Here is a 23465-nt window from a genome sequence, read left to right as displayed (position 1 = left end):
AACTCGTTTCCCAACGGAGTAATCAAGTTATCTTATTCGTTAATAACGACTAAGAAGAATAATGGTGGAGGGGGACGGATTCGAACCATCGAAGCTTACGCGGCAGATTTACAGTCTGCTCCCTTTGGCCACTCGGGAACCCCTCCAACGGGGATTTTTATACTTAACTAACTCGTTTCCCAACGGAGCAATCAAGTTATCTTAATCGTTAATACAATCAAGAAGAATAATGGTGGGGGGGGACGGATTCGAACCATCGAAGCTTACGCGGCAGATTTACAGTCTGCTCCCTTTGGCCACTCGGGAACCCCCCCAACGAGAGATTTTTATACTTAGCGAGAGTTTTCCCAACGACCTTGCCAAGTTCGGAGCGAATAATAGCAAACTTCGTTTTCCTGTAAAGCACTTTTCTTTGCTTTTTGGTTTAAATGATTGGTTTTTCGTCAAAAAGGAGTAAAAAGCATCAATTTTAAACAAATCAACTAAAAATAGCTCATACAGAAGTAATTGTTTTTACAGTTTATTGCGGCATCTTTACATTCATTGACGAACAAAAGTACTTTCACTTGGTAAACTATAGTCAGTAAGTAATTTCAATTATTCAAATAATAAGTATCAATATGAATCAAACTAAGTCTATTGCTCTTTCGGTTTTACTGGCATGCACTTTATCAACACCTTCTTATGCTAAGAAACCAAGAGGAAATCAAGCGGTTGCTGTTGTGGCTGAAGAAGTTGCAACGCATGAGATCTCTCAGTCTTTATCCCTTATTGGCAAGCTAGAGGCAGCAGAGTCTGTCATTATATCTCCAGAGGTTTCTGGGAAAATTGATCGTATTGCTATAAAAGCGAATCAAGACGTGAAGAAAGGCCAGCTTTTAGTTCAATTAAATGATGATAAGGCCAGTGCCTCAATAAAAGAAGCACGTGCGTATTTAAATGATGAAAAGCGTAAGTTAAAAGAGTTTCAACGTTTAGCAAAAAAGAATGCGATTACACAAACGGAAATTGATGGTCAAAAAGCGAGTGTGGATATTGCTGCAGCTCGTTTAGAGGCAGCAAATGCAAATTTGGCAGATCTTCATATTTCAGCGCCTTTTGCTGGCACGGTTGGCTTCATTGATTTTAGCCGCGGGAAGATGGTGAGTGCAGGGACTGAGCTACTAACACTAGATAATTTATCTATGATGCAGTTAGATTTACAAATTCCTGAACGTTATCTATCTATGTTATCTACGGGAATGAAAGTTGAAGCGATAAGCCAAGCATGGGGCTCTACTGTATTTACTGGAAAAGTAGTTGGTATTGATTCTCGAATTAACGCTGAAACACTTAACTTACGTATTCGAATTGAATTTCCAAATAAAGATTTCAAAATGAAACCAGGGATGTTGATGGCCGCAACGGTTGATTTTCCTTCGATTAATGCGCCAATCATTCCTGTTCAAGCATTAGAATACTCTGGTACTAAACGTTATGTTTATGTCATTGGTGAAGATAATAAAGTAACGAGAACAGAAGTAACTCTAGGTGCTCGTGTTGAAAACCGTGTTGTTATTAGTACGGGCTTATCTATTGGTCAAGATATCGTTGTTCAAGGATTAGTGAATATGCGTGATGGCGTGGTTGTAAAGCAGCTTGAGAAAGAACCTGCTCAATCTGTTTCAGAAGGACAATAATCATGTGGTTGTCTGATGTATCAGTAAAAAGGCCGGTCGTTGCCATTGTTTTAAGTTTATTGTTGTGTGTATTTGGTGCGGTTTCATTTAGTAAACTTGCTGTACGTGAAATGCCAGATATTGAAAGCCCTGTAGTATCAATTAGTACTCGTTATGAAGGTGCATCGGCGACGATCATTGAAAGCCAGATAACGACAGTATTAGAAGATCAACTTTCAGGTATTAGTGGTATTGATGAAATCGAATCAACTACTCGTAATAGTATGTCACGCATTACGATTACCTTTGATTTGGGTTACGACTTAAATACCGGGGTGAGCGATGTGCGTGATGCGGTAGCTCGTGCTCAACGAAGTTTACCGGATGAAGCCGATGACCCGATAGTTTTTAAGAATAATGGCTCTGGTGAAGCGTCGCTATACATTAATTTAAGCTCAAGCGTAATGGACCGCACTGAATTAACCGATTACACCGAACGTGTATTGGTTGATCGATTCAGTTTGATTACCGGTGTAAGCTCGGTTGATATTTCTGGTGGTCTTTACAAAGTAATGTACGTGAAGTTGAAGCCCGCATTAATGGCTGGCCGCGGTGTGACAGCATCAGATATTACGGCAGCATTGCGTTCTGAAAATATAGAAAGCCCAGGGGGGGAAGTTCGCAATGACGCTATCGTTATGTCAGTTCGAACCGAGCGCCTCTACAACCAAGCAGAAGACTTTAATTATCTTGTTGTCAAAACCGCCAGCGATGGAACATCAATTTATCTAAAAGATGTCGCTGATGTGTTCATTGGTGCTGAAAACGAAAATTCGACCTTTAAAAGTGATGGTGTTGTTAATGTAAGTATGGGCATTGTCCCACAATCTGATGCAAACCCATTAGATGTTGCGAATTTAGTTCATGAAGAAGTAGAGAAGATCCAACAGTTTCTACCTGAAGGTACTCGTTTAGCGATTGATTATGATTCTACCGTTTTTATTGATCGTTCAATTTCAGAAGTTTACAGCACACTCTTTATTACCGGTGGTTTGGTTATTTTGGTGCTGTATATCTTTATTGGCCAAGCTCGTGCAACATTAATTCCTGCCGTTACGGTTCCTGTCTCTTTGATTTCGTCGTTTATGGCGGCGTACTACTTTGGATTCTCGATAAACCTTATTACTTTGATGGCATTGATCTTGTCGATTGGTTTAGTAGTTGATGATGCCATTGTGGTAGTTGAAAATATTTTCCATCATTTAGAAAAAGGAGAGTCACCACTTTTAGCTGCCTATAAGGGCACTAGAGAAGTGGGCTTTGCGGTTATTGCTACGACACTTGTGCTTGTAATGGTGTTCTTACCTATTTCCTTTATGGATGGCATGGTTGGTCTCTTATTTACTGAGTTTTCAGTGTTATTAGCAATGTCGGTCTTATTCTCATCATTGATCGCTTTGACGCTCACACCAGTGCTCGGCAGTAAGATTTTAAAAGCCAATGTAAAACCAAATCGATTTAATATATTTGTGGATAAATTATTCGCAGGTCTAGAGCGAGGTTACCGTAAATCGGTGAGTAAAGCGGTAGCATGGCGTTTATTAGCTCCAGTTATCATTTTGGCTTGTATTGGTGGCAGTTACGGATTAATGCAACAAGTTCCATCGCAATTAACACCACAAGAAGACCGTGGCGTATTATTCGCGTTTGTTCGTGGTGCTGATGCAACCAGTTATAACCGAATGAGCTCAAACATGGATATTGTTGAAGAGCGTTTAATGCCATTACTTGGTCAAGGTTTCCTAAAATCATTCAGTATTCAATCTCCAGCTTTTGGCGGTAATGCTGGAGACCAAACAGGTTTCGTTATTATGATCTTGGAAGATTGGGCTGATAGAGAATTAACCGCTCAAGAGGGCTTAGGGTTAATTAGGAAGACCTTAGCTGATATTCCTGATGCTCGTGTATTTCCAATGATGCCAGGTTTCCGCGGTGGCTCAAGTGAACCAGTTCAATTTGTACTTGGCGGTTCTGATTATAAAGAGCTTCAAAAATGGGGTGAACTATTAAAAGCAGATGCCAATAACAGCCCATTAATGGAAGGTGCGGATATTAATTATTCAGAGAAAACACCAGAATTAGTGGTGTCTGTTGATCGTAATCGTGCCGCAGAACTGGGCATTAAGATCTCTGATATTTCTGATACGCTTGAAATTATGCTTGGTGGTAAAAGCGAGACAACTTATGTCGACCGTGGTGAAGAGTATGACGTGTACTTGCGTGGTGACGAAAATAACTTTAATAATGCAGCTGATTTAAGTCAGATTTACATGAGAACGACGACAGGTGATCTCGTTACTTTAGATACGGTAACTAAAATCAATGAAGTGGCCTCTGCTATTCGTTTATCACACACCAATAAGCAAAAATCGATAACGTTAACTGCAAATTTAAAAGATGGTGCGACGTTAGGTGATGCTCTGGATTATCTAGATGCAAAAGCGATTGAAATGTTACCAAGTGACATTTCAGTGGCTTACACAGGAGAATCAAAAGACTTTAAAGAAAACCAATCAAGTATTTTAGTGGTATTTGGTTTAGCTTTACTGGTTGCCTATCTTGTATTAGCGGCCCAATTTGAAAGCTTTATCAACCCTATGGTTGTGATGTTTACTGTACCAATGGGTGTATTCGGTGGATTCCTTGGTTTAGTTATTATGGGGCAGGGGCTAAATATTTACAGCCAGATTGGTATGATCATGTTGATCGGAATGGTAACTAAAAATGGGATCTTGATTGTTGAGTTTGCTAACCAACTGCGTGATAAAGGCGTGGAGTTAGAGCAAGCGATTATTGATGCTTCTGCTCGTCGTTTACGTCCGATCTTAATGACGGCATTTACGACATTAGCGGGTGCTATTCCATTAATTATGTCGACAGGTGCTGGTTATGAAAGCCGAGTGGCAGTAGGTACGGTTATTTTCTTTGGTATGGCATTTGCGACGTTAGTAACGTTGTTTGTTATTCCTGCAATGTATCGATTGATTTCTGGCAGCACACACTCACCTGGTTATGTTGAAGAGCAACTTAATAAAGAAATAGATCATGATATTAAAGGTCGAATTTCGCATTAATTTTGTATCTTAACTAAAAGAAAAACGCCCATCTTTCTTATTAAAGATGGGCGTTTTTTAATTCTAAATTAAACGAAATTAGCTTAAAAGTAAGGCCAATTCGTTTTAGATCTTAGAGTTTAAATCAGCCATTACTGCGTCTTTATTTTCTAAGTAGTCGTCTAAACCATTCTTACGTAAGTCACACGATGGGCAGTCACCACAGCCATCGCCAATCACACCGTTATAACAGGTTAATGTTTGATTGCGTACATAGTCTAATTTTCCATACTTGTCAGCTAGCGCCCATGTTTCTGCTTTATTTAGCCACATTAATGGCGTATCAATTCTAAGCTTACGATCCATGCCTAATACAAGAGATTGGTTGATCGATTTTACGAATTCATCACGACAATCTGGGTAACCAGAAAAATCAGTTTCACATACTCCTGTAATGACTGATTCCGCACCTAATTGATAGGCGTAGATACCCGCCAAGGTTAAGAAAAGAATATTACGGCCCGGAACAAAAGAGTTTGGTAAGCCGTTTTCTTGCAGTTCGTGAGACACAGGGATGTTATCGCGAGTTAATGAGCTGGCAGCAAGTTCATTTAATAAGCCGACATCCATTACTTTATGGGAGGCCGCACCCAACTCAAGAGCGACTTTTTTTGCTACTTCAATTTCTTGATTATGACGTTGGCCATAATCAAAAGTAATACAATGAACGTGTTCATACTGTGTAAGAGCTTGAATTAAACAGGTGGTGGAGTCTTGACCGCCACTAAATACAACGATAGCTGTAGACATAATATAAGAAATCTCAATAGGATTGTTTGTTCGCTATTGTAGTAAAAAAGCCACCGATGATCGATGGCTTTAATTAGGAAATAGTTTTCAAATTACTAAGGTTTATAATAGACCTGTTTTTCCAAATTCCTCTAACTGAGAAAGCACAGGAGTAAGATCGCCTATATTTTCAGTTACCCATTCCTCATTATAATAAGTATCAAGGTATCGTTCACCGCTGTCACACAGTAGAGTTACGATTGAGCCTTTCTCTCCTTGTTGTTGCATTTCACAAGCAAGTTGCAGCGCACCAAATAAATTTGTTCCGGTTGAGGCTCCCGCTTTTCTGCCAAGGATGTTTTCTAACCAGCGGACTGTTGCAACACTTTCAACGTCTGAGATAGTACGCATCTCATCGATAACCCCAGGAATGAAGCTTGGTTCAACGCGAGGTCGTCCAATCCCTTCGATTCTGCTGCCACATTGTAAAGTCAGATCTTTATTTCCTGTTTTAAAAAACTCGTGAAAAACTGAATTTTCAGGGTCAACAACACATAATTTGGTGTCGTATTTTTGGTAGCGAATAAAGCGGCCAATTGTTGCTGATGTCCCACCAGTTCCCGGACTCATTACTATCCATGTTGGTTTAGGGTGATCTTCTAACGTCATTTGGTTAAAGATGCTATCAGCGATGTTATTGTTTCCACGCCAATCAGTTGCTCTCTCTGCATAAGTAAACTGATCCATATAATGACCGTTTAATTCTTCTGCAAGGCGGTGAGATTCTGCATAAATTTCATCTGAACGTTCTACAAAGTGTGGTTTTCCACCGTAAAATTTGATCATCTCAATTTTTTTACTTGCTGTTTTACGAGGTACAACAGCAATAAATGGCAGTCCAAGTAAACGAGCAAAATAAGCCTCAGATACAGCGGTACTGCCCGAAGAGGATTCTATTATTGGCGTATTTGGACCAATCCAACCATTTGAAATAGCATAAAGAAAAAGCGAACGAGCTAAACGATGTTTAAGGGAGCCTGTAGGATGAGTACTTTCATCTTTTAAATATACATCGATACCCTCAAGCATTGGCAAGTCAAGCTTAATAAGGTGCGTGTCCGCAGATCGTTGGTAATCAGCTTCAATTTTACGAATAGCGTTATTGATCCAGTTATGATCTGTACACATAATGATTTTCCTTAAATATGGTCAATGTCAATAATAGTAGCGATGTGAATAATTTACCGTTATCTAATGAGAAAAACTTTGCTATATTTACTTCATACTGTCATTTAAAAAGAAAATTTTTCTATTTTGAGGTTTCTATGGGAAAGCATGAGCTAGATAAGGTGGATAAGACTTTACTTTTGTTATTACAAAAAGATTGTACGATTTCACTTCAAGAATTGTCAGAAGGGGTTAACTTAACGACGACACCATGTTGGAAGCGCCTAAAACGTTTAGAAGAAGCGGGTGTGATTCAAAAGAAAGTAGCTTTACTGAACCCGGAAAAATTAGGATTAAGTTTTAACGCTTTTGTATTGATTAAAACCTCCAATCATTCTCAAGAATGGTATAACCACTTTGTAGATACCGTCTCTGATTTCCCTGAGGTTATGGAGTTTTATCGAATGGCGGGGGAGTATGACTACATGATCAAGGTGTTATCTGAAGACATGAAGGCCTTCGATGGTTTCTATAAAAAGCTCGTTAATAGTGTGGATGATATATCAAACGTGACCAGTACTTTTGCAATGGAACCATTAAAATACACAACAGAATTGCCTTTATGACGGTTTAGATTACTAGCAGGTCACATAAATAACTGACCTGCATTATGTCGGTTTAGGCTTATTTCTTTTTCATTCTCATTACGCCTTCTTGTATTGCAGAAGCAACGAGTTCACCCTTTTGATTAAATACTTCACCACGCACCAAACCACGTGAGCCACTCGCATTGGTACTTTCAATAGAGTAAAGCAGCCACTCATCCATTTTGAATGGGCGGTGGAACCACATTGAGTGATCAATTGTCGCTACTTGGAAATTAGGCGTTAATAAGCTGACTTCGTGTGGGTGAAGTGCTGTTGGTAAAAAACCCCAATCAGAAGCGTATGCTAATAGATATTGGTGAATTAGCTGATCATCAGGTAAATCCCCATTTGCTCTTATCCATAAATGTTGTGTTGGTGCCGCTTTTTTAGGAGCAAGTGGGTTAACTATATTTACAGGACGAACTTCAATTGGTTTCTCACCACAGAAAATCTTTTGAACCGCTGGTGGTAAAACATGTTTAATCGCTTCTGCAAGTTGTGTTTCTGAAGCAAAGTTTTCTGGTCCAGCAATATCTGGCATTGCTGATTGATGTTCAAACCCTGGCTCATCACCATGGTATGAAGCCGTTAAATAGAAAATAGGGCGTCCATTTTGAATCGCTTTTACGCGACGAGTACTAAAACTTCTGCCATCACGGAGATTTTCAACGTCATAAATGATGGCTTTTTCAGGATCGCCTGGATATAAAAAGTAGCTATGAAAAGAGTGTACTGTTCTTGCGTTATCAACGGTATAACGAGCCGCTGAGAGTGCTTGTCCAATAACTTGACCGCCATAAACTTGGGGTAATCCTAAATTCTCACTTTGCCCTCTGAATAAGCCTTGCTCTAATTGTTCGAGCTGTAAAAGGGTTAATAATTCGTTTAATGGTTTATTCATTTTTGTGCCTTAAGTACTTATGACGTTATTACTCTATTGTGAGGTAGATTCAGGTTGAGTTCAATAAGTTAAACAGGATGTTAATTGGGGCAAAATAACATCAAGACCGTGTTATTTTACTGTAATTGAGTTAGTTTTCTGTCAAAGATGAAGCTGATAACAAGACAGCTCAATATATTAGGTTTATATTTATGTTGTTTTTATCAGAATATATAAATAAAGAGAGAATAAAATGAAAAAATCATTATTAGTGGCGTTATCTGTGGCTACAGGGATCACAATGGTTGGTTGTAATTCAACGGATCAAACTGAAAAAGAAACAGTGAAACAAGACGTTGCTGTACAAGTTGTACAAGAAGAGACAGCTCAAAGCGACGTATCAAATACAGAAGTTATTGACGTTGCTGAAACGCAAGTAGTGACGGGCAGTGTTGGCTACCGTGAGCGTATTGCTCTACCTGAAAACGCAATTATTACGGTAACGTTATCAGATGTTTCTTTGGCTGATGCACCATCAAAAACCATCACAGAAGAAACATTTGAAGCGGGTGAAAAATCATCTCCATTTGATTACTCTTTAGAATTCAAAACTGCAGATATTCAGCCAAATCATCGTTACTCTGTTCGAGCTACGATTACAATTGATGGTAAATTACGATTTACCACTGATACAAATTATGCCGTGATCACTGATGAAGCAAAAACAATGCAACAAGAGTTATTGCTTAAAGGTGTACGTCAATAATATTGACTAAATCACTCTCGATGGGTAGTTATGCTTAGTGCATGACTACTTGTTTGAAATGTAGAATTTTACCATCGTCACGAATTACAATACCTTCGTTCTCTAGTTTCTTTTTTTGAGTTTCAAATCCTTCCCCTTGTAACGAAATTTTCCCCTGAGAGTTTACGACTCTATGCCAAGGTAGTTTACTGTCTTTAGGTAATTGAGATAAAACTTTTCCAACATGACGTGAATGCTTAGGAAACCCTGCTAGTGCGGCAAGCTGGCCATAAGTGATCAACTTTCCTTTTGGGACATAAAATAAATTTAAATAGATACAATGAATAAACTCATCCATTAGATTAACTACCTTATTTTAGAAATTAGAGAGGTTGGTCAGTGATAAAGCGGGTGATTGCCACTAAACTTAAATTGTAACAAAGTAAACAACTCTATACCAAGGAGGGAAAGTGATGTTATTAGCTGTGTTATCAATTTTATTAAGTTTTATACTTGTTGTCATCGGTGTCTTGGCATTCGGTATCAGTGGCGGGCAGTTACCTTTACTTGCTTTAGCCATTCCGATGCTTTGGTTGATCCCGCAAGGCGGAGTCGCAACGTGGGTATTGCTCGTTGGAATGTCATTATTTGGTTTAACTTTGGACTCTCAACCTTTATCACTTTCAATTGCAGTTTGGACATTGTTCCCTGTATTGATGGTTGTTTTTTCTCGGCGTAAAAGTATTCATCTAGTTGTATTTATAGTTTCAGTTGTTATTGCAATGGAAGCTGGAATTATGGCATTACAGTACGAAGGTAAATTAAATGGTAGTGCGTATTCAACCTTTCTTCAAATTTTAAGTGTTGTGCTGGTGTGGGTTGCAGCAAGAAGTTGGAAGCCAGTAAATAGAAATGCTTGGTGGCCTTTAGTATTAGTGATCCCTTTATGGATAGGAGGGTTACAGCATGCTGCGCTTGTTGCCTTATCAATTACTGGATTGATTGTGTGTTTACAGAGTGTTAGCCGGTCTAAGTATCGTGATTGGCTACCAATGATGTCTTGGCTTTTACCTGTTATTGGCTTTAGTACACTAATAATATCGCCAAAATTTGAAGTGCCTACTTCCATTATGGTTTCGTGGTTAATGATTTTATTAATTGGTTGGGTCACTGATTTTATGATGCAGGTTGATGAGGATGAGCCTGTTGATTAGGCTCATCCGTTCAGTATGTGTTAAGTATTGATTATAAGTGTATCTTCGGTGATTTCAGCAACGTCTGGAGATTGAATAAGTTCGTCGTAATGGCAGGCTTGATCTCGGCCTCGGCCTTTTGCTTCATAAAGAGCAATATCCGCTAACTTAGTTATATCTTCAGATTGGAGCCCATTTTTGGGATAAGTCGCAATACCAATGGAAACGCTTAATTTTCCTAATGATAGGTCTTTAATTGCAAGGTGAAGATCACTAACCGATTTACATAACTCATTAGCGACATGTAATGCACCTTCTGCACCTGTATTGGGTAAGATAATAGCTAATTCTTCTCCTCCTAAGCGACAGACTGTATCTTCACCACGCATGATATTAAGCAGTAATGAGCCGATAGTTTTGAGTACATAATCCCCTGCATCATGACCGTAGTTATCATTGAAACGTTTAAAGTGGTCAAGATCTAGCATTAGGATCGACATTTCTTGTTTGTGTCGCTGAGCACGCATAATTTCTTGATTAATTGTTTCTTCGTAATAGCGACGATTATATAAACCAGTTAAAGGATCACTTATTGCCTGCTCCCTCAATTTTTCTTGTAAGTTTAAATTGGCTAAAGCAAGGCCTAAGTGCTCGGCAACGGTAAAAGCAAGTTTCTTAACATTGTCATCTAAATTATCTGTATTACCTAAATAGATGTGCATCATACCAATGGTGTTGCCATGCGCAGTTAACGGAATGCAGAGGGTTTGATCAATGCCTGTCGCTGACATATGAGAACAAGGTAACGTTGTGTATTTATCATTAGCGAAATGGAATTTACCTTTACGTAATGCCCAGCACTCTTCAGGTGCGTAAGTTTTACTGCCAGGCCACGCGCCACCCCAATCAAGCTTTACTAGTAACTGATTTCTAGAGGAACGCATTAAGGATACAACACCGTTCACATCCCCTAAAATTCTAGGGAGGATATCCTCTACCACCATTTGAGCTTCATTAATTGAATTACAGGCTGCCAGCATAGTTGCAAGGCGATGTAAGAGTTCTATTTCTTGAGTTCGTTGTTCAATACGCTCTTCTTGTAAGTCTTGCTCATTTTGAACTTGTTGTTGAATCAGTTTATTACTTAGTAGGGACGAAGCGATAACAAGTACGATATTAATACTCATTAAAATAATTAAAATATTCATCAACTCTTCCACCATTGCATCAATGCGAGTTAATGGCGTAGCTGCTCTAAGGATGTACGTAGAACCTTGATATTCGAATGATTTTGCTGAATACAGTAAGTTTTTAAAGCGAGATGTACTAAAGCGAGTCGAAGTGCCATACCCAAAGTTTTGAGCGTTGACGATCTCTTGTCTGTTTAGATGATTTTCAAGTTGTAAAACAGAACTTAAAGAAATATCACTATCGGCAATCGGGGTTCCGTCAGATGTAATTAATGTTATATGATCTTCTTTGGCAATCACTAGTTTCGTTTTTATGTAAACATCTAATGATTTTAAATCGGTAAAAGAAATATTATCGTCGTTAATGTCTTTAATAAGACGAGTTATTTCTTCAGATAAGCTGCCTTCTACCTTATGTTCAAGCCAGTTTGACAGTGTTGAATTGAATACAAATAAACCAAGCGTTATCGTTAATATCGTTGATATTATAGGTAAATAAAGCCATTTTTTGCTAATGGTATTTTTTTTCATCCATGCACCTTGTAAAACGTGAACTGTTTAACAGTTTTTTATTCCATATATTGGGGGTGAGATTAACTGATAGTGATATAAACTAACAGCGATTATTGTCGTGAAGATGTAAAACGTGGAGGATTATCGCTTTTTAACTAAATGAATGATAATAACGATTGGATGAGATGTGAAAGGTAGGATATCAAAGAAAATAACGCCTTAATCTATATTTTTTAGATAGCAAATAAGATTAAGGCGTATATATTTATTATAATAGTTTTCTTAATTCACTTCGTGTTTCAGCTGAAACAACAGACCAATGCGTACCTTTAATCGCTCCTTCAAGAGACCAAAGTAATTCATCACTTACACTACTTGAGTGTGTCTGTTGAATCGCTTTATAGGCATTTACAGAGCCGGTGTCACGTAATTCATCCACGGTATTAATTCCTGCTTTTTTAAGCATTCTTTCCGTAGCTAATCTGAGATTTGGTAAATCTTTAATACGTGATGGGCCTGCGGCCTGTTGTTTTTCTTTATCATTTTTAGCGACATCTAAAGCAGTAATCGCTTGAATTAAGATAGAGTCAGGATCTTCCCAACAATGAGTTGAAATTGCAAAATACTTAGTGACAACAGGAAAACCACGTTTTTTATAAACATAAGGTTCAAACCCTTGCTCTTTAAATAAGTTGATAGTTTCACTACTCGCTCTCAAATGCAGCTTGTCTTGAACAACAAGAGCAAACATGGTGCTATCAATAAAAATGCCAAAACCACCAAACATTGAGCGTGAAGTGATAGTGCCTAAAGATGACAGTAATCGAAGTGATTCTTTTAGTACTGGTTTATCCATTGCAATAATTCTCGGTTAGTAAGTCTACGTCACTAAACAACTGAGCCCGAGGAAATAGTAGCAAGTTCAAAATAAGGCATTGTTATTTTAAAGTGAAAATTAACAATACCAGAGAGATTACTTACCATCGGCAACCCCGCTACCTTATATTTTTCAATACGTAGGCCGGAGGCTTTGCGTCCTGCACTTTCGCACAGTTTGCCCTGTTCGTGACTTCGTTGATGATATAGCAATCAATAAAGGTAGTTATTGCGGAATTAAGTATAGTGTGATCTTGCTTCAAAAAATTTATTTTTATTTTTGTTAAGTTGGTTCAAGTTTTAGATATTATTTGAACCAACCCTCATTTATGGCAAAGAAAATAACCGCTATTTAGTACGATCTAAGACACTGCTTCGAGATACCACCTCGGGTTGCATTTCAAAAACACGACGTTCGTGGTGCTTATCTTTAATGCGTTCCAATAAGATTTCGACAGCGGTTTTACCTACTCGGCGTTTAGGCTGATGGATCGTCGTTAGCGGTGGTGAAAAGTAAGCTGAAAGTTCTATATTATCGTAGCCAATAATAGAAATATCTTCAGGAACTCGTAAACCAGATTGCTTAATTCGACTGATTGCAGCCAGAGCCATAATATCGTTAAAACAAAATAAAGCCGTAGGACGTACTTCCATAGCTAATAATTTATCAACGGCTTTTGATGCAGAAGCACATTCAAAATCACCTTCTAAGATCCATTCTGATTTAAATGGTAAGTTAGCTTCTTCATGAGCACGTTGAAAACCATGAACACGTTCTTTACACGTAGTTTTGTCCGCTTGGCCTGTAATACAAGCAATTTGAGTATGACCATTTTCAATTAAATGTTTTGTTGCTAAATAGCCACCTTTTTCAGAGTTATCAATGATCTTATCTGTGCGAGGGCTGTCTGGGCCCCAGTCCATAATAACCATTGGTAATTCTGTATTTTTTTCAAGTAACGCTAATAACTGCTCATTAAGGTCTGAACACATAACCAATAAGCCATCTACTCGTTTTTCAGAAAGCATACGAAGGTAATGTTTTTGTTTATCTAAATCGCCTTCAGTGTTACACATAAATAGTGTGTAACCTTGTTTGTAGCAGTAATTTTCAACCCCGTGCATTACTTCAGCAAAAAATGGGTTAAATGATTGAGTTACTAGCATGCCAATAGTACGTGTCGTATTGCACTTTAAACTACGAGCAACCGCACTAGGGGCATAGTTTAACTCTTCAACTGCTTCCCATACGCGCTTTTGAGTTGCTTCTGCAACAAAGCGAGTTTTGTTAATCACATGAGAAACAGTGGTGGTAGAAACCGCAGCAATTCTTGCAACGTCTTTAATAGTAGCCATATAAAAGCCTTAAATAGGTAAAATAAGGGGCTATTTATGTTCCAACAAAATAGAGAGTTTTGTCTTGGTATGATGGAAGATAAATAGGCCCTGGTTATAAATGAAAAAAACCGCTAAAAATGCGGTTTTCATTTAATGTTCGATTTTATCGTTTGCGCTCACATTTTATAGATAAAGCATAGTGCAAACAATTATTGATTTAGTAAATTTTGTTAGCGATTTGATTTATATCACATGACTGTAAAGATATTGTATCAACATACGAAGTCATTAATTACTCACCTGTAAGAAAAGTAACGTCAAGTTGTAGAAAGGTTACAAGAAACGAGGTTACTGCAGCATAAAAACCGAAGTCATCTCTTTCTTTACAAATATGGTTGAATTTAGGTGTCCAAGACAAAAGTTGAGCATTGATGAATGACAATTGGGCATTCATATATTCTTCAAATTCTTCTTCAGATGTTTTTTGATTTGTCATTAGAATTAAATTTCCAAGAAAATCTAATTCAATAGCGATATGATCTGCAGGTTCGTTGAACTCAGACTTTTGAGCTATATTGTATTTAGCTAATAATTCACGCATATCTTGAGCAGGTTTTGCATTAAGAAGACCTGATTTATCTAAATATATAGAAGCATAAGGAAGGGCACTGTTTTTATCTGAACCTAAAAAAGCGGTACAGAAATCAGCAGATAGCTCTAACTGTGCATCGTCACGAGTTTGAAGTTGATTTAACTTTTCAATTAACGCGTTGATTGTATCTGTTAATTCAGGTGTTTTTCCTAAATCAGATAAAAAGGTACGTACCTCAAAGCTATTGTATTGCTCTAGTTGCTCAGTTGTTAATTCACTTGCTAATAAGCTAGATAGCCACCAGTAAATTTCAGCACGTTGTTTGTTAAATTCAGTTAATTCGTTCATGTATTTTTGCTCCAAGAAATTTATTTAAGAATTGTACTGGATAAGTATGAAAAGGAATAGCACCTATCATTAACAGGCTGTATAAGGATATGTGTAAAAATTAAATAAACCGTTTTTGTTAATAATTGTTTTGAATCAATTAAACAATAGAAATATCAATTGAGAGTTGGCATTATTACAAAATATGAATAGAATAAGATAAGAACTATCTAAATAACCATTAAAGAGAATATTATGAGCTATCACATTTTAGTTGTTGAAGACGAAGTGGTAACTCGCTCTAAACTTGTAGGCTACTTTGAAGCCGAGGGATATCAAGTGAGCGAGGCTGAAACAGGGGCAGAGATGCGAACTGTTTTGGCTGAACAAAAAGTTGATTTAATTATGCTTGATATAAACCTACCAGGAGAGGATGGTTTATTATTGGCTCGCGAACTGCGCAGTCAATCTAACATTGGTATTATTCTCGTTACAGGACGAACAGATAGTATTGACCGAATCGTTGGTCTAGAAATGGGTGCAGATGACTATGTCACTAAGCCTGTAGAATTACGCGAATTATTAGTTCGAGTTAAGAATTTATTTTGGCGTATGTCTTTGGTTCATGAACCAATAGAATTAGATGAATCAAATCTAGTTCGCTTTGGGGAATGGACATTTGATATTCAACGTCGTGCGTTATCAAATAATGGCGAACCCGTTAAGTTAACTAAAGCTGAGTATGAGTTACTAGTTGCCTTATCGTCATACCCTAATACGGTTCTATCACGCGAACGAATTTTGAATATGATAAGCCATCGAGTCGATGCTCCAAATGATCGAACCATTGACGTACTTATTCGAAGAATGCGTGCAAAAATGGAAATGGACCCAAAAAACCCACAAATATTTGTTACCGTTCATGGTGAAGGTTATATGTTTGCTGGTGATTGATATTTATTAGTATCAATATTTAATCTTTAAAAAAGCCACTCATATATTGAGTGGCTTTTTTTATGCCAGTGCAGTTGTCAATTTTAATTGTGATTCATTAGTAAGAAATTCTGCTTTTAATTGATTTTTATAATAAAATATCGATAGGAGCGCACAGCGCTTGTCTATTCAAATAAAATTATTATAGGTTCGGCATGAAACAGTTTTTTAAAATGGCAGTGATTACCTCTGCATTAGTTGGTGTTATCGGTTGTCAAAGTACTGATGAGAGTTCTGCAGTTGTTGCAATTGAAACTAATGCACCAGTAGCATCGGCTACCACGTTCGATGCTCTTCAAAAGCAGTATGCATTAGATAAAGTCACGTTTGATTCTTTAGACAATTTCAAAGTTTATTCTGAATCCACTTACACAGATATGATGGAAGATTGGATTGACGCAAAGGATGTATTTTCAGATATAGAGAAAGAACCGAGTTTAATCAATGAAGAATATTCAATGTTTTCTTCTGGAAGTTATTCAGCTAAATACATGAGTTTAGTCGCGGATGCCGATATGGCGTTAAGTAAACTTAAAAATTATAAAGAAACAGCGGATGTTGTTTTATCAGATGCTATTGCACAAATGGCATATCTTAATTCAATCGATGTAAAAACGTATTATCCGCAAGATTTTTTAAGTTTAAATAAGCAATACAGAGAGTTATTTATTACGGTAATTGAAGAGGGGATTGCTGAGGCTCAGACTAGCCAAGCCTCTTTTTTAACACAAGCAAAAGTGATTGAAATTGAAACAACGTTAAAAATACACGTAGTGCCATTGGAAAAAGAGTTTGTAGGATTAACGAATAAAGGTTTTAGAACGATAGCGCCAATAAGCTATGGTCAAACGAAAGCTGAACTAGATAAAACAAAGAAAGCAGTACAAGCGAATAACCGTGACAAAGCTTTAATTGTTGATGTAGTTGCTAAAACTCGCTTCCAGCTTGATCATCTTAAAAATATGGCAGCAGAAGTTAAATTACTTAAAGCGGTTAAGAACGGTGAGTTTGAACAATCTGTTCTAGAAGTAGAAAATAAGTTGTTATCTATTTCTCAAGCCATTAACGGTGATGATTATCGTGATGAGCCGTTAAGAGCGCAAACATCTTCAATTTTGAATGCAGTACAGCAGATGCATGATATTAACAATACAACCGACTTAGAAGCGAAGATTAAAGGGCTTAATGCTCAAATAAAAACATTAGAAGTCACGGTTGAAAACCAAACAGAAGATCGTGTTAATTCTCAAAAGCAAGTACTTCTATTAACACAGCAACTTGAGAGAAATGATAATTTAATTAATAATTTGAATGGTGTCATTGCTTCTTACAAAGAAAAGGAAGCGGTAGTTGTTGAGGAAGTGAACACTGCAACTCAAGATACGCCAGTTGCTGAAGCGCTAACGGCTACTGAGGTAGTTCCAGTTGAGGTGGAAGATCCTTCTGTCGAGAAGGCTATTGTTGAAACATCGACAGTGAATGACGTTGTAATTCCAGTAGAAGTTAACAAGGCTGTTAACGTTAAATAATAGGTGACCCTATTAATCGTTAAGAACAAAGCACCTTAGACATTGAGTTAAGGTGCTTTTTTATTGGATATTTATCCGTTTCTGATACACTGCGGCTGTTCACTTTTTAGAGGTACATCATGACATCACCAGATCCTAAATTAACCCGCTTAAATAAATTCATTAGTGATACGGGTTATTGCTCACGCAGAGAAGCAGACAAGCTTATTGATCAACAACGTATTACTATTAATGGCAAGTTACCTGAAATGGGAACTAAAGTTGCTGACGGTGATGAAGTTCTGGTTGATGGAAAACCATTAAAAGAGAAGCAAGAACGTATTTACATTGCATTCAATAAGCCAGTTGGTATCACGTGTACAACAGAGCGTCATGTTGAAGGCAATATTGTTGATTATATTAATCATAAACAACGTATTTTCCCAATTGGTCGCTTAGATAAACCGTCGGATGGCTTGATCTTTTTAACCAGCGATGGGGATATCGTTAATAAAATTCTTCGTGCAGGTAATGCGCATGAGAAAGAGTATGTAGTACGAGTAGATAAACCGATCACTGATGAATTTTTAACTCAGATGGCAGCGGGTGTACCTATTTTAGATACCATTACTTTACCATGTAAAATCGAGCAAGAATCTCGCTTTGTTTTTCGGATTACCTTAACTCAAGGGCTTAACCGTCAAATCCGTCGTATGTGTGAATACTTAGATTATGAAGTATTTAAACTAAAACGCGTACGTATCATGAATATTGATTTAGGTGGATTATCCTCTGGTGAATGGCGTTATTTGACTGAACCTGAAATGGAACAGATTAATAATATGATCGGAACGTCAAGTAAGACAGAAGAAGCATCACGTAAAGTTCAAGAAATTGATGGTAAAGTACGTGTGATGAAAAAAGCGAGTTCGGGCCGTAATCATCACTCGAATAATACATTTAATGAAAAGCGTCGTGAAAAAGCGAAAGAAGAACGTTTTGGTAACTCCGCACCTAAAAGAAAAAATGATCGTAAAGAGCAGGGTAAACCTCAATCAGAAATTAAAGTGTGGCGCCCTAAATAGATTGTTTTTTCAACACCTTAACTGATTTAGTCTGGTTTTGGCGATAAAGTCTACAAACGAAGTGTTAAATGCAATTTTTTATTTGACACTTTTTTTAAATCAGTTACATTAAGCCCCGTAAACAGATACGGCGCCTTGGCAGAGTGGCTATGCAGCGGATTGCAAATCCGTGAACCTCGGTTCGATTCCGGGAGGCGCCTCCATTTACTTCTAGTAAGTGGAATACAAGAATTAAAAATTACGGCTTCGGCGGTAATTACAGATGGTGTCAACCCTCTTTTAAATAGAGAGCATGGTTAGAAGCATCGCGAGAAATTGCGTGCCCTGGTGGTGGAATTGGTAGACACAAGGGATTTAAAATCCCTCGGCGTTCGCGCTGTGCCGGTTCAAGTCCGGCCCGGGGCACCATCTATTTTATACAATTGATATCAGTTGTATAAAAAGTAAGTGAAAATATTGGCGCCTTGGCAGAGTGGTTATGCAGCGGATTGCAAATCCGTGAACCTCGGTTCGATTCCGGGAGGCGCCTCCATTTACTTCTAGTAAGTGGAATGAAAGAATTAAAAGTTACGGCTTCGGCGGTAATTACAGATGGTGTCAACCCTCTTTAAATAGAGAGCATGGTTAGAAGCATCGCGAGAAATTGCGTGCCCTGGTGGTGGAATTGGTAGACACAAGGGATTTAAAATCCCTCGGCGTTCGCGCTGTGCCGGTTCAAGTCCGGCCCGGGGCACCATCTTTTTTAAAGGCTCATCAGAAATGATGAGCCTTTTTTTATGTCTATTTAGTTTCTCCTTCTTGCTCTCTAAGGGAGGATAATGAAAAGTATCTGCAGCACTAAACTTTGTTGTATTTATAAATATGACCGCTTATTTTGAAGACGTAAAATCATTTGCTTATCTGGTCTTATATTTAGGGATAGTGTCTGGTATATACGTAATTATTGGCTAAATACTCGGTGGGAATTTAACCAGACGTAAGTAATAAGTCAGTAAGAGATAACATATTAAATTTATGGGATTATTTGAGTGTATAAAAACAAATAGCCGTCTAGATGTAAACATTTCCAAACCGCTCGAGTTACTGTATAATACGCGCCTTTCTTCCTATATCACTTTTGCTTCAAGGCGAACGTTATGAACCTTTCTGCTAAAACTGTTGTTGTTATTGCTATTGGTGCTGCTTTATATGGCATCGGTGGCTTACCTATGTTTGGTATTCCTGTGTTTGCGAATACAACACTAAAACCTGCTATGGCTGTTCTTGCTTTATTTTCAGTATTGTACGGCCCAATTGTTGGATTCTTAGTCGGTTTTATTGGTCACTGGGTGACAGATTTATTTGCAGGTTGGGGAGTTTGGCTTACTTGGGTATTAGGTTCTGGTATTGTTGGGATGATCATTGGTTTATTCCCGATCATAACTAAAAACCGTATCGAAGTAGGTTTTTTTGATAAGAAAGATTTTCTAATATTTGTAGTATTGGCTTTTGTGGGTAATGTTATTGGCTATGGCACCTCTGCATTCTTAGATACGGTGTTATACGCTGAACCATTTGCGAAAGTATTTACTCAACTTTGTATTATTGCTGCAGGCAACACGGCCTTGATTGCGATTGTTGGTTATTTAATTTTGACTAACCTAGCAAAACGTAAAAAACAAAGTACAAACCTAACTGAGGCGCCATAATTAATGAGCGTAACCTTTTCAAACTTCTCTTTTCGATATGCGTCACAGGATAAGCCGACGCTTAAAAATATCAATCTAAGGATAGAGCAAGGAGAAAAGATTTTAATTGTCGGCCCTAGCGGCAGCGGAAAGTCAACATTAGGCCAATGCTTAAATGGCCTTATTCCGCATACGATAAAAGGTGAAGTTGAAGGTCAACTTTACCTTAATGGTAACGATGTTTCTGACTGGAAAATAGAACAATACACGGAAAATGTAGGAACCGTACTACAAGACACAGACAGCCAGTTTGTGGGATTAACTGTAGGTGAAGACATTGCTTTTGCTCTTGAAAATCAAATGGTTTCACGAGCAAAAATGTATCCAGTTGTTCGTGATACTGCAAAAATGGTGGATTTAGAATCGTTATTAAATAAATCACCTTATGATCTAAGTGGTGGTCAAAAGCAACGAGTATCATTAGGCGGGATCTTGGTTGATGATGTCGATTTACTTCTATTTGATGAACCTTTAGCAAGTCTTGATCCTAAAACGGGTAAAGCGACGATTGATATCATTGATGAGCTGCATAAAAGCAGAGGAAAAACCGTCATTATCATCGAACACCGTTTAGAAGACGTATTATATCGCTCAGTCGATCGTATTATACTGATGGATCACGGCGAAATCGTTGCAGATATGAGTCCTGATACATTAATTCAATCGACGCTATTAACTAAGCATGGGATCAGAGAGCCATTATACGTATCGTTATTGAAGCAATGTAGATTGGATCTTTCAATGGTACCCAATATTGCGAATTTATCAGAAATTCCTGTTGATGTAATAAAACCAGCGGTATCTGCTTGGTTTAAAAATATGGATACGACACCAATTCAATCTGAAATCGATAATCCGTTGCTGAGTGTTAATGGACTTACGTATTCGTATGACAATGAAGTGAATGCCTTAGAAAATATATCTTTTATAGTAAATAAAGGTGAATTTGTTTCAATCCTTGGTAAAAATGGATCGGGCAAATCAACGATTACTAAACTTGTTATGGGTGTTTTATCTCCAGACCAAGGGGCTATTTTATTAAATGGACAAGATTTAGCTGATCTTTCTATTTATGAGCGCTCTAAGAAGGTAGGTGTTGTTCTTCAAAATCCGAATCATATGATATCTCATCACATGATTTATGATGAAGTTGCTTTTGGTTTAGTGAATTGTGGGTTATCTGAAACTCAAATTGAAGAGAAAGTCCTTAATGCGTTAGAGCTATGTGGATTAAGTCGTTTTCGTCATTGGCCAATTGATGCATTAAGTTATGGGCAGAAAAAACGAGTGACGATTGCTTCTATCTTAGTTTTGGAGCCGGAATTACTGATTCTAGATGAACCAACAGCAGGGCAAGACTACAAGAATTACACTTCGATGCTTGAATTTATTAATCAATTAAACCAAAAGCTAGGTTTAACGGTCATTATTATTTCTCATGACATGCATTTAGTTTTAGAACATACAACTCGAGCGATTGTTATTGCTGACAGTCAATGTATCGCCGATCAAGCTGTGATTAACGTTTTCAGTCAACCCGAATTACTTAATAAAGCAAATCTAACAGTGACAAGTTTGTATCAATTAGCTGAAAAGTTAGAGATAGAAAATATTACAGGATTTATACAGCAATTTATTGCAGCAGAGCATGAGAGTAAACAAAATGTCCACTAATAAGCAAAGTTTTGGTATTAACTATGTGGATCTTGGTACTTGGTTACACCAGTTAAATGGTGTGACTAAGTTTTTGTTGTTTATTACATGGATAACGGTTGTATTAACCACATTTGATTTGCGAATTATTATTCCCTTAATACTGATCGGTTTATATTTATTGAAAGAGACGAAGGTGCCTTTTTCTGCGTATAAACCTCTTTTGATTGGCACTGCAACTGTATTAAGTATGAATGCTGTATTTATGTTTTTACTTGCGCCAAATCAAGGGAATGAATTGTTGGGTTCTACGACTGTTTTATTGCCTATCTTTGGTAGTTATGCAATTACTCAAGAGACCTTATTTTATTTAGTAACAGTAACGTTAAAGTACTTTAGTATGTTCCCAATTGCTTTGGTATTTGTATTTACAACACACCCAACAGAGTTTGCAGCAAGCTTACATCGTCTTGGTCTACCTTATAAAATAGCTTATGCGGTTAGCTTAACGTTACGATACTTGCCTGAAGTTAAAAGTGACTTTATAAATATTATGCACGCACAGCAGGCCCGTGGTGTTGATTTATCGAAGAATGTTCCCGTATTTACACGAATTAGTAATATAGCAAAGATATTAGGACCACTGATTTTTTCTAGTTTAGACAGAGCAGATGAAATATCAAATGCAATGGTATTGAGAGGTTTTGGTCGAGGGAAAAGTCGAACGTGGTTTAGTGAAAAAGCGATAACTAAAACAGATAAAGTGATTATGTTAGGGTTATTCGTTATTGTGGTATTAGCGATTATAAAGCGAGTGTTTGAGACGTCGCTATTTTGGTATCCATTCAATTAATACCATAAATAAGATAAAGAGATAATAAAAGTAGGCAGCGTGGCCTACTTTTTACTTTTCTGCTTGGTTGAAATGTTCAATCACATCTGAACTGATATTTTCATGACTAAAAATAAGCATTGATGTTAGTTTTTCGACCATTGCTTCAGGCTCTAATTCACTAAAGATAACATTATTTATAAGTGTCTTAATCAGTAACTCTTCATGTTCTAGAAAACCACGAGCGTCAATTTCTACTGGTATATCACTAGGCATACGGTCAAATTGTAAAAAAGTCATATTATGTTGAACATTTGAGGCTAATAGCTGTTCTGGGAACCATTCTTCTCCAGTAACGACTTCAAGATCATCATCATGAGTCGCTTGAATATCTTGTAAGCATTTAATTAATTCAGAAATTTGCACATTGATTCTCAATATGTGGAGTAGTATTCATTAGTAGTAACACTATACTTAAATTTTAAAGGTGATTGAAACGATATTTAGTTCAATTACTTAAAGCGTTTGTTTTTTTACCATTAATTTAATCTAGAGAATCCTTTTGCATAAGTACATTTTTAATTTGAACCCGACACTTCTTTTTATTATCTCATTTTTTCTTGTTAGCTGGGCTAATGC

Annotated in this window: 20 protein-coding genes, 6 tRNA genes and 1 riboswitch; of the genes, 15 read left to right on the top strand and 11 right to left on the bottom strand. The window is 37.4% G+C overall.

Features of this window, described 5'->3' with window-relative positions; genetic code table 11:
• Nucleotides 1-62 precede the first annotated feature (62 nt).
• Nucleotides 63-146: transfer RNA gene (locus A6E06_RS09680), tRNA-Tyr, on the bottom strand.
• 84 nt (nt 147-230) lie between these two features.
• Nucleotides 231-314: transfer RNA gene (locus A6E06_RS09675), tRNA-Tyr, on the bottom strand.
• A 306-nt stretch (nt 315-620) separates the two neighbouring features.
• Between A6E06_RS09675 and A6E06_RS09670 the strand changes: the two genes are divergently transcribed.
• Both A6E06_RS09670 and vexH read left to right on the top strand, forming a co-directional pair.
• A complete protein-coding gene (locus tag A6E06_RS09670) occupies nt 621-1679 on the top strand; it encodes an efflux RND transporter periplasmic adaptor subunit (protein WP_065592451.1) in 1059 nt (352 codons plus the stop codon).
• Nucleotides 1680-1681: 2 nt separating this feature from the next.
• Nucleotides 1682-4792, top strand: a complete 3111-nt coding sequence (gene vexH / locus A6E06_RS09665) for a vibriobactin export RND transporter permease subunit VexH (protein WP_065592452.1) — start codon at nt 1682-1684, stop codon at nt 4790-4792.
• Between the two features lie 105 nt (nt 4793-4897).
• Here the strand turns inward: vexH and queC are convergent, their stop codons facing one another.
• Entirely contained in the window at nt 4898-5581 is a 684-nt protein-coding gene (gene queC / locus A6E06_RS09660) for a 7-cyano-7-deazaguanine synthase QueC (protein ID WP_065592453.1), read from the bottom strand.
• 102 nt (nt 5582-5683) lie between these two features.
• Nucleotides 5684-6748 carry a PLP-dependent cysteine synthase family protein gene (locus tag A6E06_RS09655; protein WP_065592454.1) on the bottom strand — a complete coding sequence of 355 codons (1065 nt, stop codon included), beginning with the start codon at nt 6746-6748 and terminating at the stop codon, nt 5684-5686.
• Nucleotides 6749-6885: 137 nt separating this feature from the next.
• Between A6E06_RS09655 and A6E06_RS09650 the strand changes: the two genes are divergently transcribed.
• Complete coding sequence (locus tag A6E06_RS09650) at nt 6886-7353, top strand: Lrp/AsnC family transcriptional regulator (protein WP_065592455.1); 468 nt, start codon at nt 6886-6888, stop codon at nt 7351-7353.
• Nucleotides 7354-7411: 58 nt separating this feature from the next.
• On the opposite strand, the gene tesB is transcribed toward A6E06_RS09650, so the two are convergent.
• Nucleotides 7412-8275 carry an acyl-CoA thioesterase II gene (gene tesB / locus A6E06_RS09645; protein WP_065592456.1) on the bottom strand — a complete coding sequence of 288 codons (864 nt, stop codon included), beginning with the start codon at nt 8273-8275 and terminating at the stop codon, nt 7412-7414.
• Nucleotides 8276-8507: 232 nt separating this feature from the next.
• On the opposite strand from tesB, the gene A6E06_RS09640 reads away from it, so the two are divergent.
• Entirely contained in the window at nt 8508-9020 is a 513-nt protein-coding gene (locus tag A6E06_RS09640) for a YbaY family lipoprotein (protein WP_065592457.1), read from the top strand.
• A gap of 34 nt (nt 9021-9054) precedes the next feature.
• Here the strand turns inward: A6E06_RS09640 and A6E06_RS09635 are convergent, their stop codons facing one another.
• Nucleotides 9055-9357: an MGMT family protein gene (locus A6E06_RS09635; protein WP_065592458.1), complete on the bottom strand. Its 303-nt coding sequence runs from the start codon at nt 9355-9357 to the stop codon at nt 9055-9057.
• 115 nt (nt 9358-9472) lie between these two features.
• Between A6E06_RS09635 and A6E06_RS09630 the strand changes: the two genes are divergently transcribed.
• Complete coding sequence (locus A6E06_RS09630; protein WP_065592459.1) at nt 9473-10213, top strand: hypothetical protein; 741 nt, start codon at nt 9473-9475, stop codon at nt 10211-10213.
• A 20-nt stretch (nt 10214-10233) separates the two neighbouring features.
• Here the strand turns inward: A6E06_RS09630 and A6E06_RS09625 are convergent, their stop codons facing one another.
• The 4 genes from A6E06_RS09625 to torD form a co-directional block, all read right to left on the bottom strand.
• Nucleotides 10234-11913 (bottom strand): sensor domain-containing diguanylate cyclase, encoded by a 1680-nt coding sequence (locus A6E06_RS09625; protein ID WP_065592460.1) that lies wholly within the window; start codon nt 11911-11913, stop codon nt 10234-10236.
• Between the two features lie 250 nt (nt 11914-12163).
• Nucleotides 12164-12751 (bottom strand): TfoX/Sxy family DNA transformation protein, encoded by a 588-nt coding sequence (locus tag A6E06_RS09620; protein ID WP_065592461.1) that lies wholly within the window; start codon nt 12749-12751, stop codon nt 12164-12166.
• A gap of 126 nt (nt 12752-12877) precedes the next feature.
• Nucleotides 12878-12964: riboswitch (cyclic di-GMP riboswitch) on the bottom strand.
• A 155-nt stretch (nt 12965-13119) separates the two neighbouring features.
• Nucleotides 13120-14127, bottom strand: a complete 1008-nt coding sequence (gene purR, locus A6E06_RS09615; protein ID WP_065592462.1) for an HTH-type transcriptional repressor PurR — start codon at nt 14125-14127, stop codon at nt 13120-13122.
• A 274-nt stretch (nt 14128-14401) separates the two neighbouring features.
• On the bottom strand, nt 14402-15049 hold the full coding sequence (gene torD / locus A6E06_RS09610) for a molecular chaperone TorD (RefSeq protein WP_065592463.1): 648 nt from the start codon (nt 15047-15049) through the stop codon (nt 14402-14404).
• 234 nt (nt 15050-15283) lie between these two features.
• Between torD and torR the strand changes: the two genes are divergently transcribed.
• The 10 genes from torR to A6E06_RS09560 all read left to right on the top strand — a co-directional run bounded on the left by torR (nt 15284) and on the right by A6E06_RS09560 (nt 22847).
• Complete coding sequence (torR, locus tag A6E06_RS09605) at nt 15284-15982, top strand: two-component system response regulator TorR (protein WP_065592464.1); 699 nt, start codon at nt 15284-15286, stop codon at nt 15980-15982.
• Nucleotides 15983-16176: 194 nt separating this feature from the next.
• Nucleotides 16177-17550: a hypothetical protein gene (locus A6E06_RS09600; RefSeq protein WP_065592465.1), complete on the top strand. Its 1374-nt coding sequence runs from the start codon at nt 16177-16179 to the stop codon at nt 17548-17550.
• Between the two features lie 119 nt (nt 17551-17669).
• Complete coding sequence (gene rluF, locus A6E06_RS09595; protein WP_065592466.1) at nt 17670-18614, top strand: 23S rRNA pseudouridine(2604) synthase RluF; 945 nt, start codon at nt 17670-17672, stop codon at nt 18612-18614.
• 129 nt (nt 18615-18743) lie between these two features.
• Nucleotides 18744-18817, top strand: a tRNA-Cys gene (locus tag A6E06_RS09590).
• 118 nt (nt 18818-18935) lie between these two features.
• Nucleotides 18936-19022 (top strand) — tRNA-Leu (locus tag A6E06_RS09585).
• A 50-nt stretch (nt 19023-19072) separates the two neighbouring features.
• Nucleotides 19073-19146, top strand: a tRNA-Cys gene (locus tag A6E06_RS09580).
• A gap of 117 nt (nt 19147-19263) precedes the next feature.
• Nucleotides 19264-19350 (top strand) — tRNA-Leu (locus A6E06_RS09575).
• A gap of 400 nt (nt 19351-19750) precedes the next feature.
• Nucleotides 19751-20302: an ECF-type riboflavin transporter substrate-binding protein gene (locus tag A6E06_RS09570; protein WP_065592467.1), complete on the top strand. Its 552-nt coding sequence runs from the start codon at nt 19751-19753 to the stop codon at nt 20300-20302.
• A 3-nt stretch (nt 20303-20305) separates the two neighbouring features.
• Complete coding sequence (locus tag A6E06_RS09565) at nt 20306-22015, top strand: ABC transporter ATP-binding protein (protein ID WP_065592468.1); 1710 nt, start codon at nt 20306-20308, stop codon at nt 22013-22015.
• Nucleotides 22005-22847 carry an energy-coupling factor transporter transmembrane protein EcfT gene (locus A6E06_RS09560; RefSeq protein ID WP_065592469.1) on the top strand — a complete coding sequence of 281 codons (843 nt, stop codon included), beginning with the start codon at nt 22005-22007 and terminating at the stop codon, nt 22845-22847. Before A6E06_RS09565 ends, A6E06_RS09560 begins: the two co-directional genes overlap by 11 nt.
• Nucleotides 22848-22898: 51 nt before the next feature.
• Here A6E06_RS09560 and A6E06_RS09555 read toward each other — a convergent pair whose 3' ends face one another.
• Nucleotides 22899-23252 carry a hypothetical protein gene (locus tag A6E06_RS09555; protein WP_065592470.1) on the bottom strand — a complete coding sequence of 118 codons (354 nt, stop codon included), beginning with the start codon at nt 23250-23252 and terminating at the stop codon, nt 22899-22901.
• Nucleotides 23253-23465 lie beyond the last annotated feature (213 nt).

Source organism: Aliivibrio sp. 1S175 (assembly GCF_001690985.1).
Lineage (GTDB): Bacteria > Pseudomonadota > Gammaproteobacteria > Enterobacterales > Vibrionaceae > Aliivibrio.
The sequence above is the reverse complement of the archived record's forward strand: the minus strand, read 5'-3'. Positions and strand labels throughout refer to the sequence as shown.

What these genes read in the sequence shown, in the direction of transcription:
- A6E06_RS09670 (WP_065592451.1), top strand. Translation starts at nt 621, where the DNA reads ATGAATCAAACTAAGTCTATTGCTCTTTCGGTTTTACTGGCATGCACT.
- vexH (WP_065592452.1), top strand. Translation starts at nt 1,682, where the DNA reads ATGTGGTTGTCTGATGTATCAGTAAAAAGGCCGGTCGTTGCCATTGTT.
- queC (WP_065592453.1), bottom strand. Translation starts at nt 5,581, where the DNA reads ATGTCTACAGCTATCGTTGTATTTAGTGGCGGTCAAGACTCCACCACC.
- A6E06_RS09655 (WP_065592454.1), bottom strand. Translation starts at nt 6,748, where the DNA reads ATGTGTACAGATCATAACTGGATCAATAACGCTATTCGTAAAATTGAA.
- A6E06_RS09650 (WP_065592455.1), top strand. Translation starts at nt 6,886, where the DNA reads ATGGGAAAGCATGAGCTAGATAAGGTGGATAAGACTTTACTTTTGTTA.
- tesB (WP_065592456.1), bottom strand. Translation starts at nt 8,275, where the DNA reads ATGAATAAACCATTAAACGAATTATTAACCCTTTTACAGCTCGAACAA.
- A6E06_RS09640 (WP_065592457.1), top strand. Translation starts at nt 8,508, where the DNA reads ATGAAAAAATCATTATTAGTGGCGTTATCTGTGGCTACAGGGATCACA.
- A6E06_RS09635 (WP_065592458.1), bottom strand. Translation starts at nt 9,357, where the DNA reads ATGGATGAGTTTATTCATTGTATCTATTTAAATTTATTTTATGTCCCA.
- A6E06_RS09630 (WP_065592459.1), top strand. Translation starts at nt 9,473, where the DNA reads ATGTTATTAGCTGTGTTATCAATTTTATTAAGTTTTATACTTGTTGTC.
- A6E06_RS09625 (WP_065592460.1), bottom strand. Translation starts at nt 11,913, where the DNA reads ATGAAAAAAAATACCATTAGCAAAAAATGGCTTTATTTACCTATAATA.
- A6E06_RS09620 (WP_065592461.1), bottom strand. Translation starts at nt 12,751, where the DNA reads ATGGATAAACCAGTACTAAAAGAATCACTTCGATTACTGTCATCTTTA.
- purR (WP_065592462.1), bottom strand. Translation starts at nt 14,127, where the DNA reads ATGGCTACTATTAAAGACGTTGCAAGAATTGCTGCGGTTTCTACCACC.
- torD (WP_065592463.1), bottom strand. Translation starts at nt 15,049, where the DNA reads ATGAACGAATTAACTGAATTTAACAAACAACGTGCTGAAATTTACTGG.
- torR (WP_065592464.1), top strand. Translation starts at nt 15,284, where the DNA reads ATGAGCTATCACATTTTAGTTGTTGAAGACGAAGTGGTAACTCGCTCT.
- A6E06_RS09600 (WP_065592465.1), top strand. Translation starts at nt 16,177, where the DNA reads ATGAAACAGTTTTTTAAAATGGCAGTGATTACCTCTGCATTAGTTGGT.
- rluF (WP_065592466.1), top strand. Translation starts at nt 17,670, where the DNA reads ATGACATCACCAGATCCTAAATTAACCCGCTTAAATAAATTCATTAGT.
- A6E06_RS09570 (WP_065592467.1), top strand. Translation starts at nt 19,751, where the DNA reads ATGAACCTTTCTGCTAAAACTGTTGTTGTTATTGCTATTGGTGCTGCT.
- A6E06_RS09565 (WP_065592468.1), top strand. Translation starts at nt 20,306, where the DNA reads ATGAGCGTAACCTTTTCAAACTTCTCTTTTCGATATGCGTCACAGGAT.
- A6E06_RS09560 (WP_065592469.1), top strand. Translation starts at nt 22,005, where the DNA reads ATGTCCACTAATAAGCAAAGTTTTGGTATTAACTATGTGGATCTTGGT.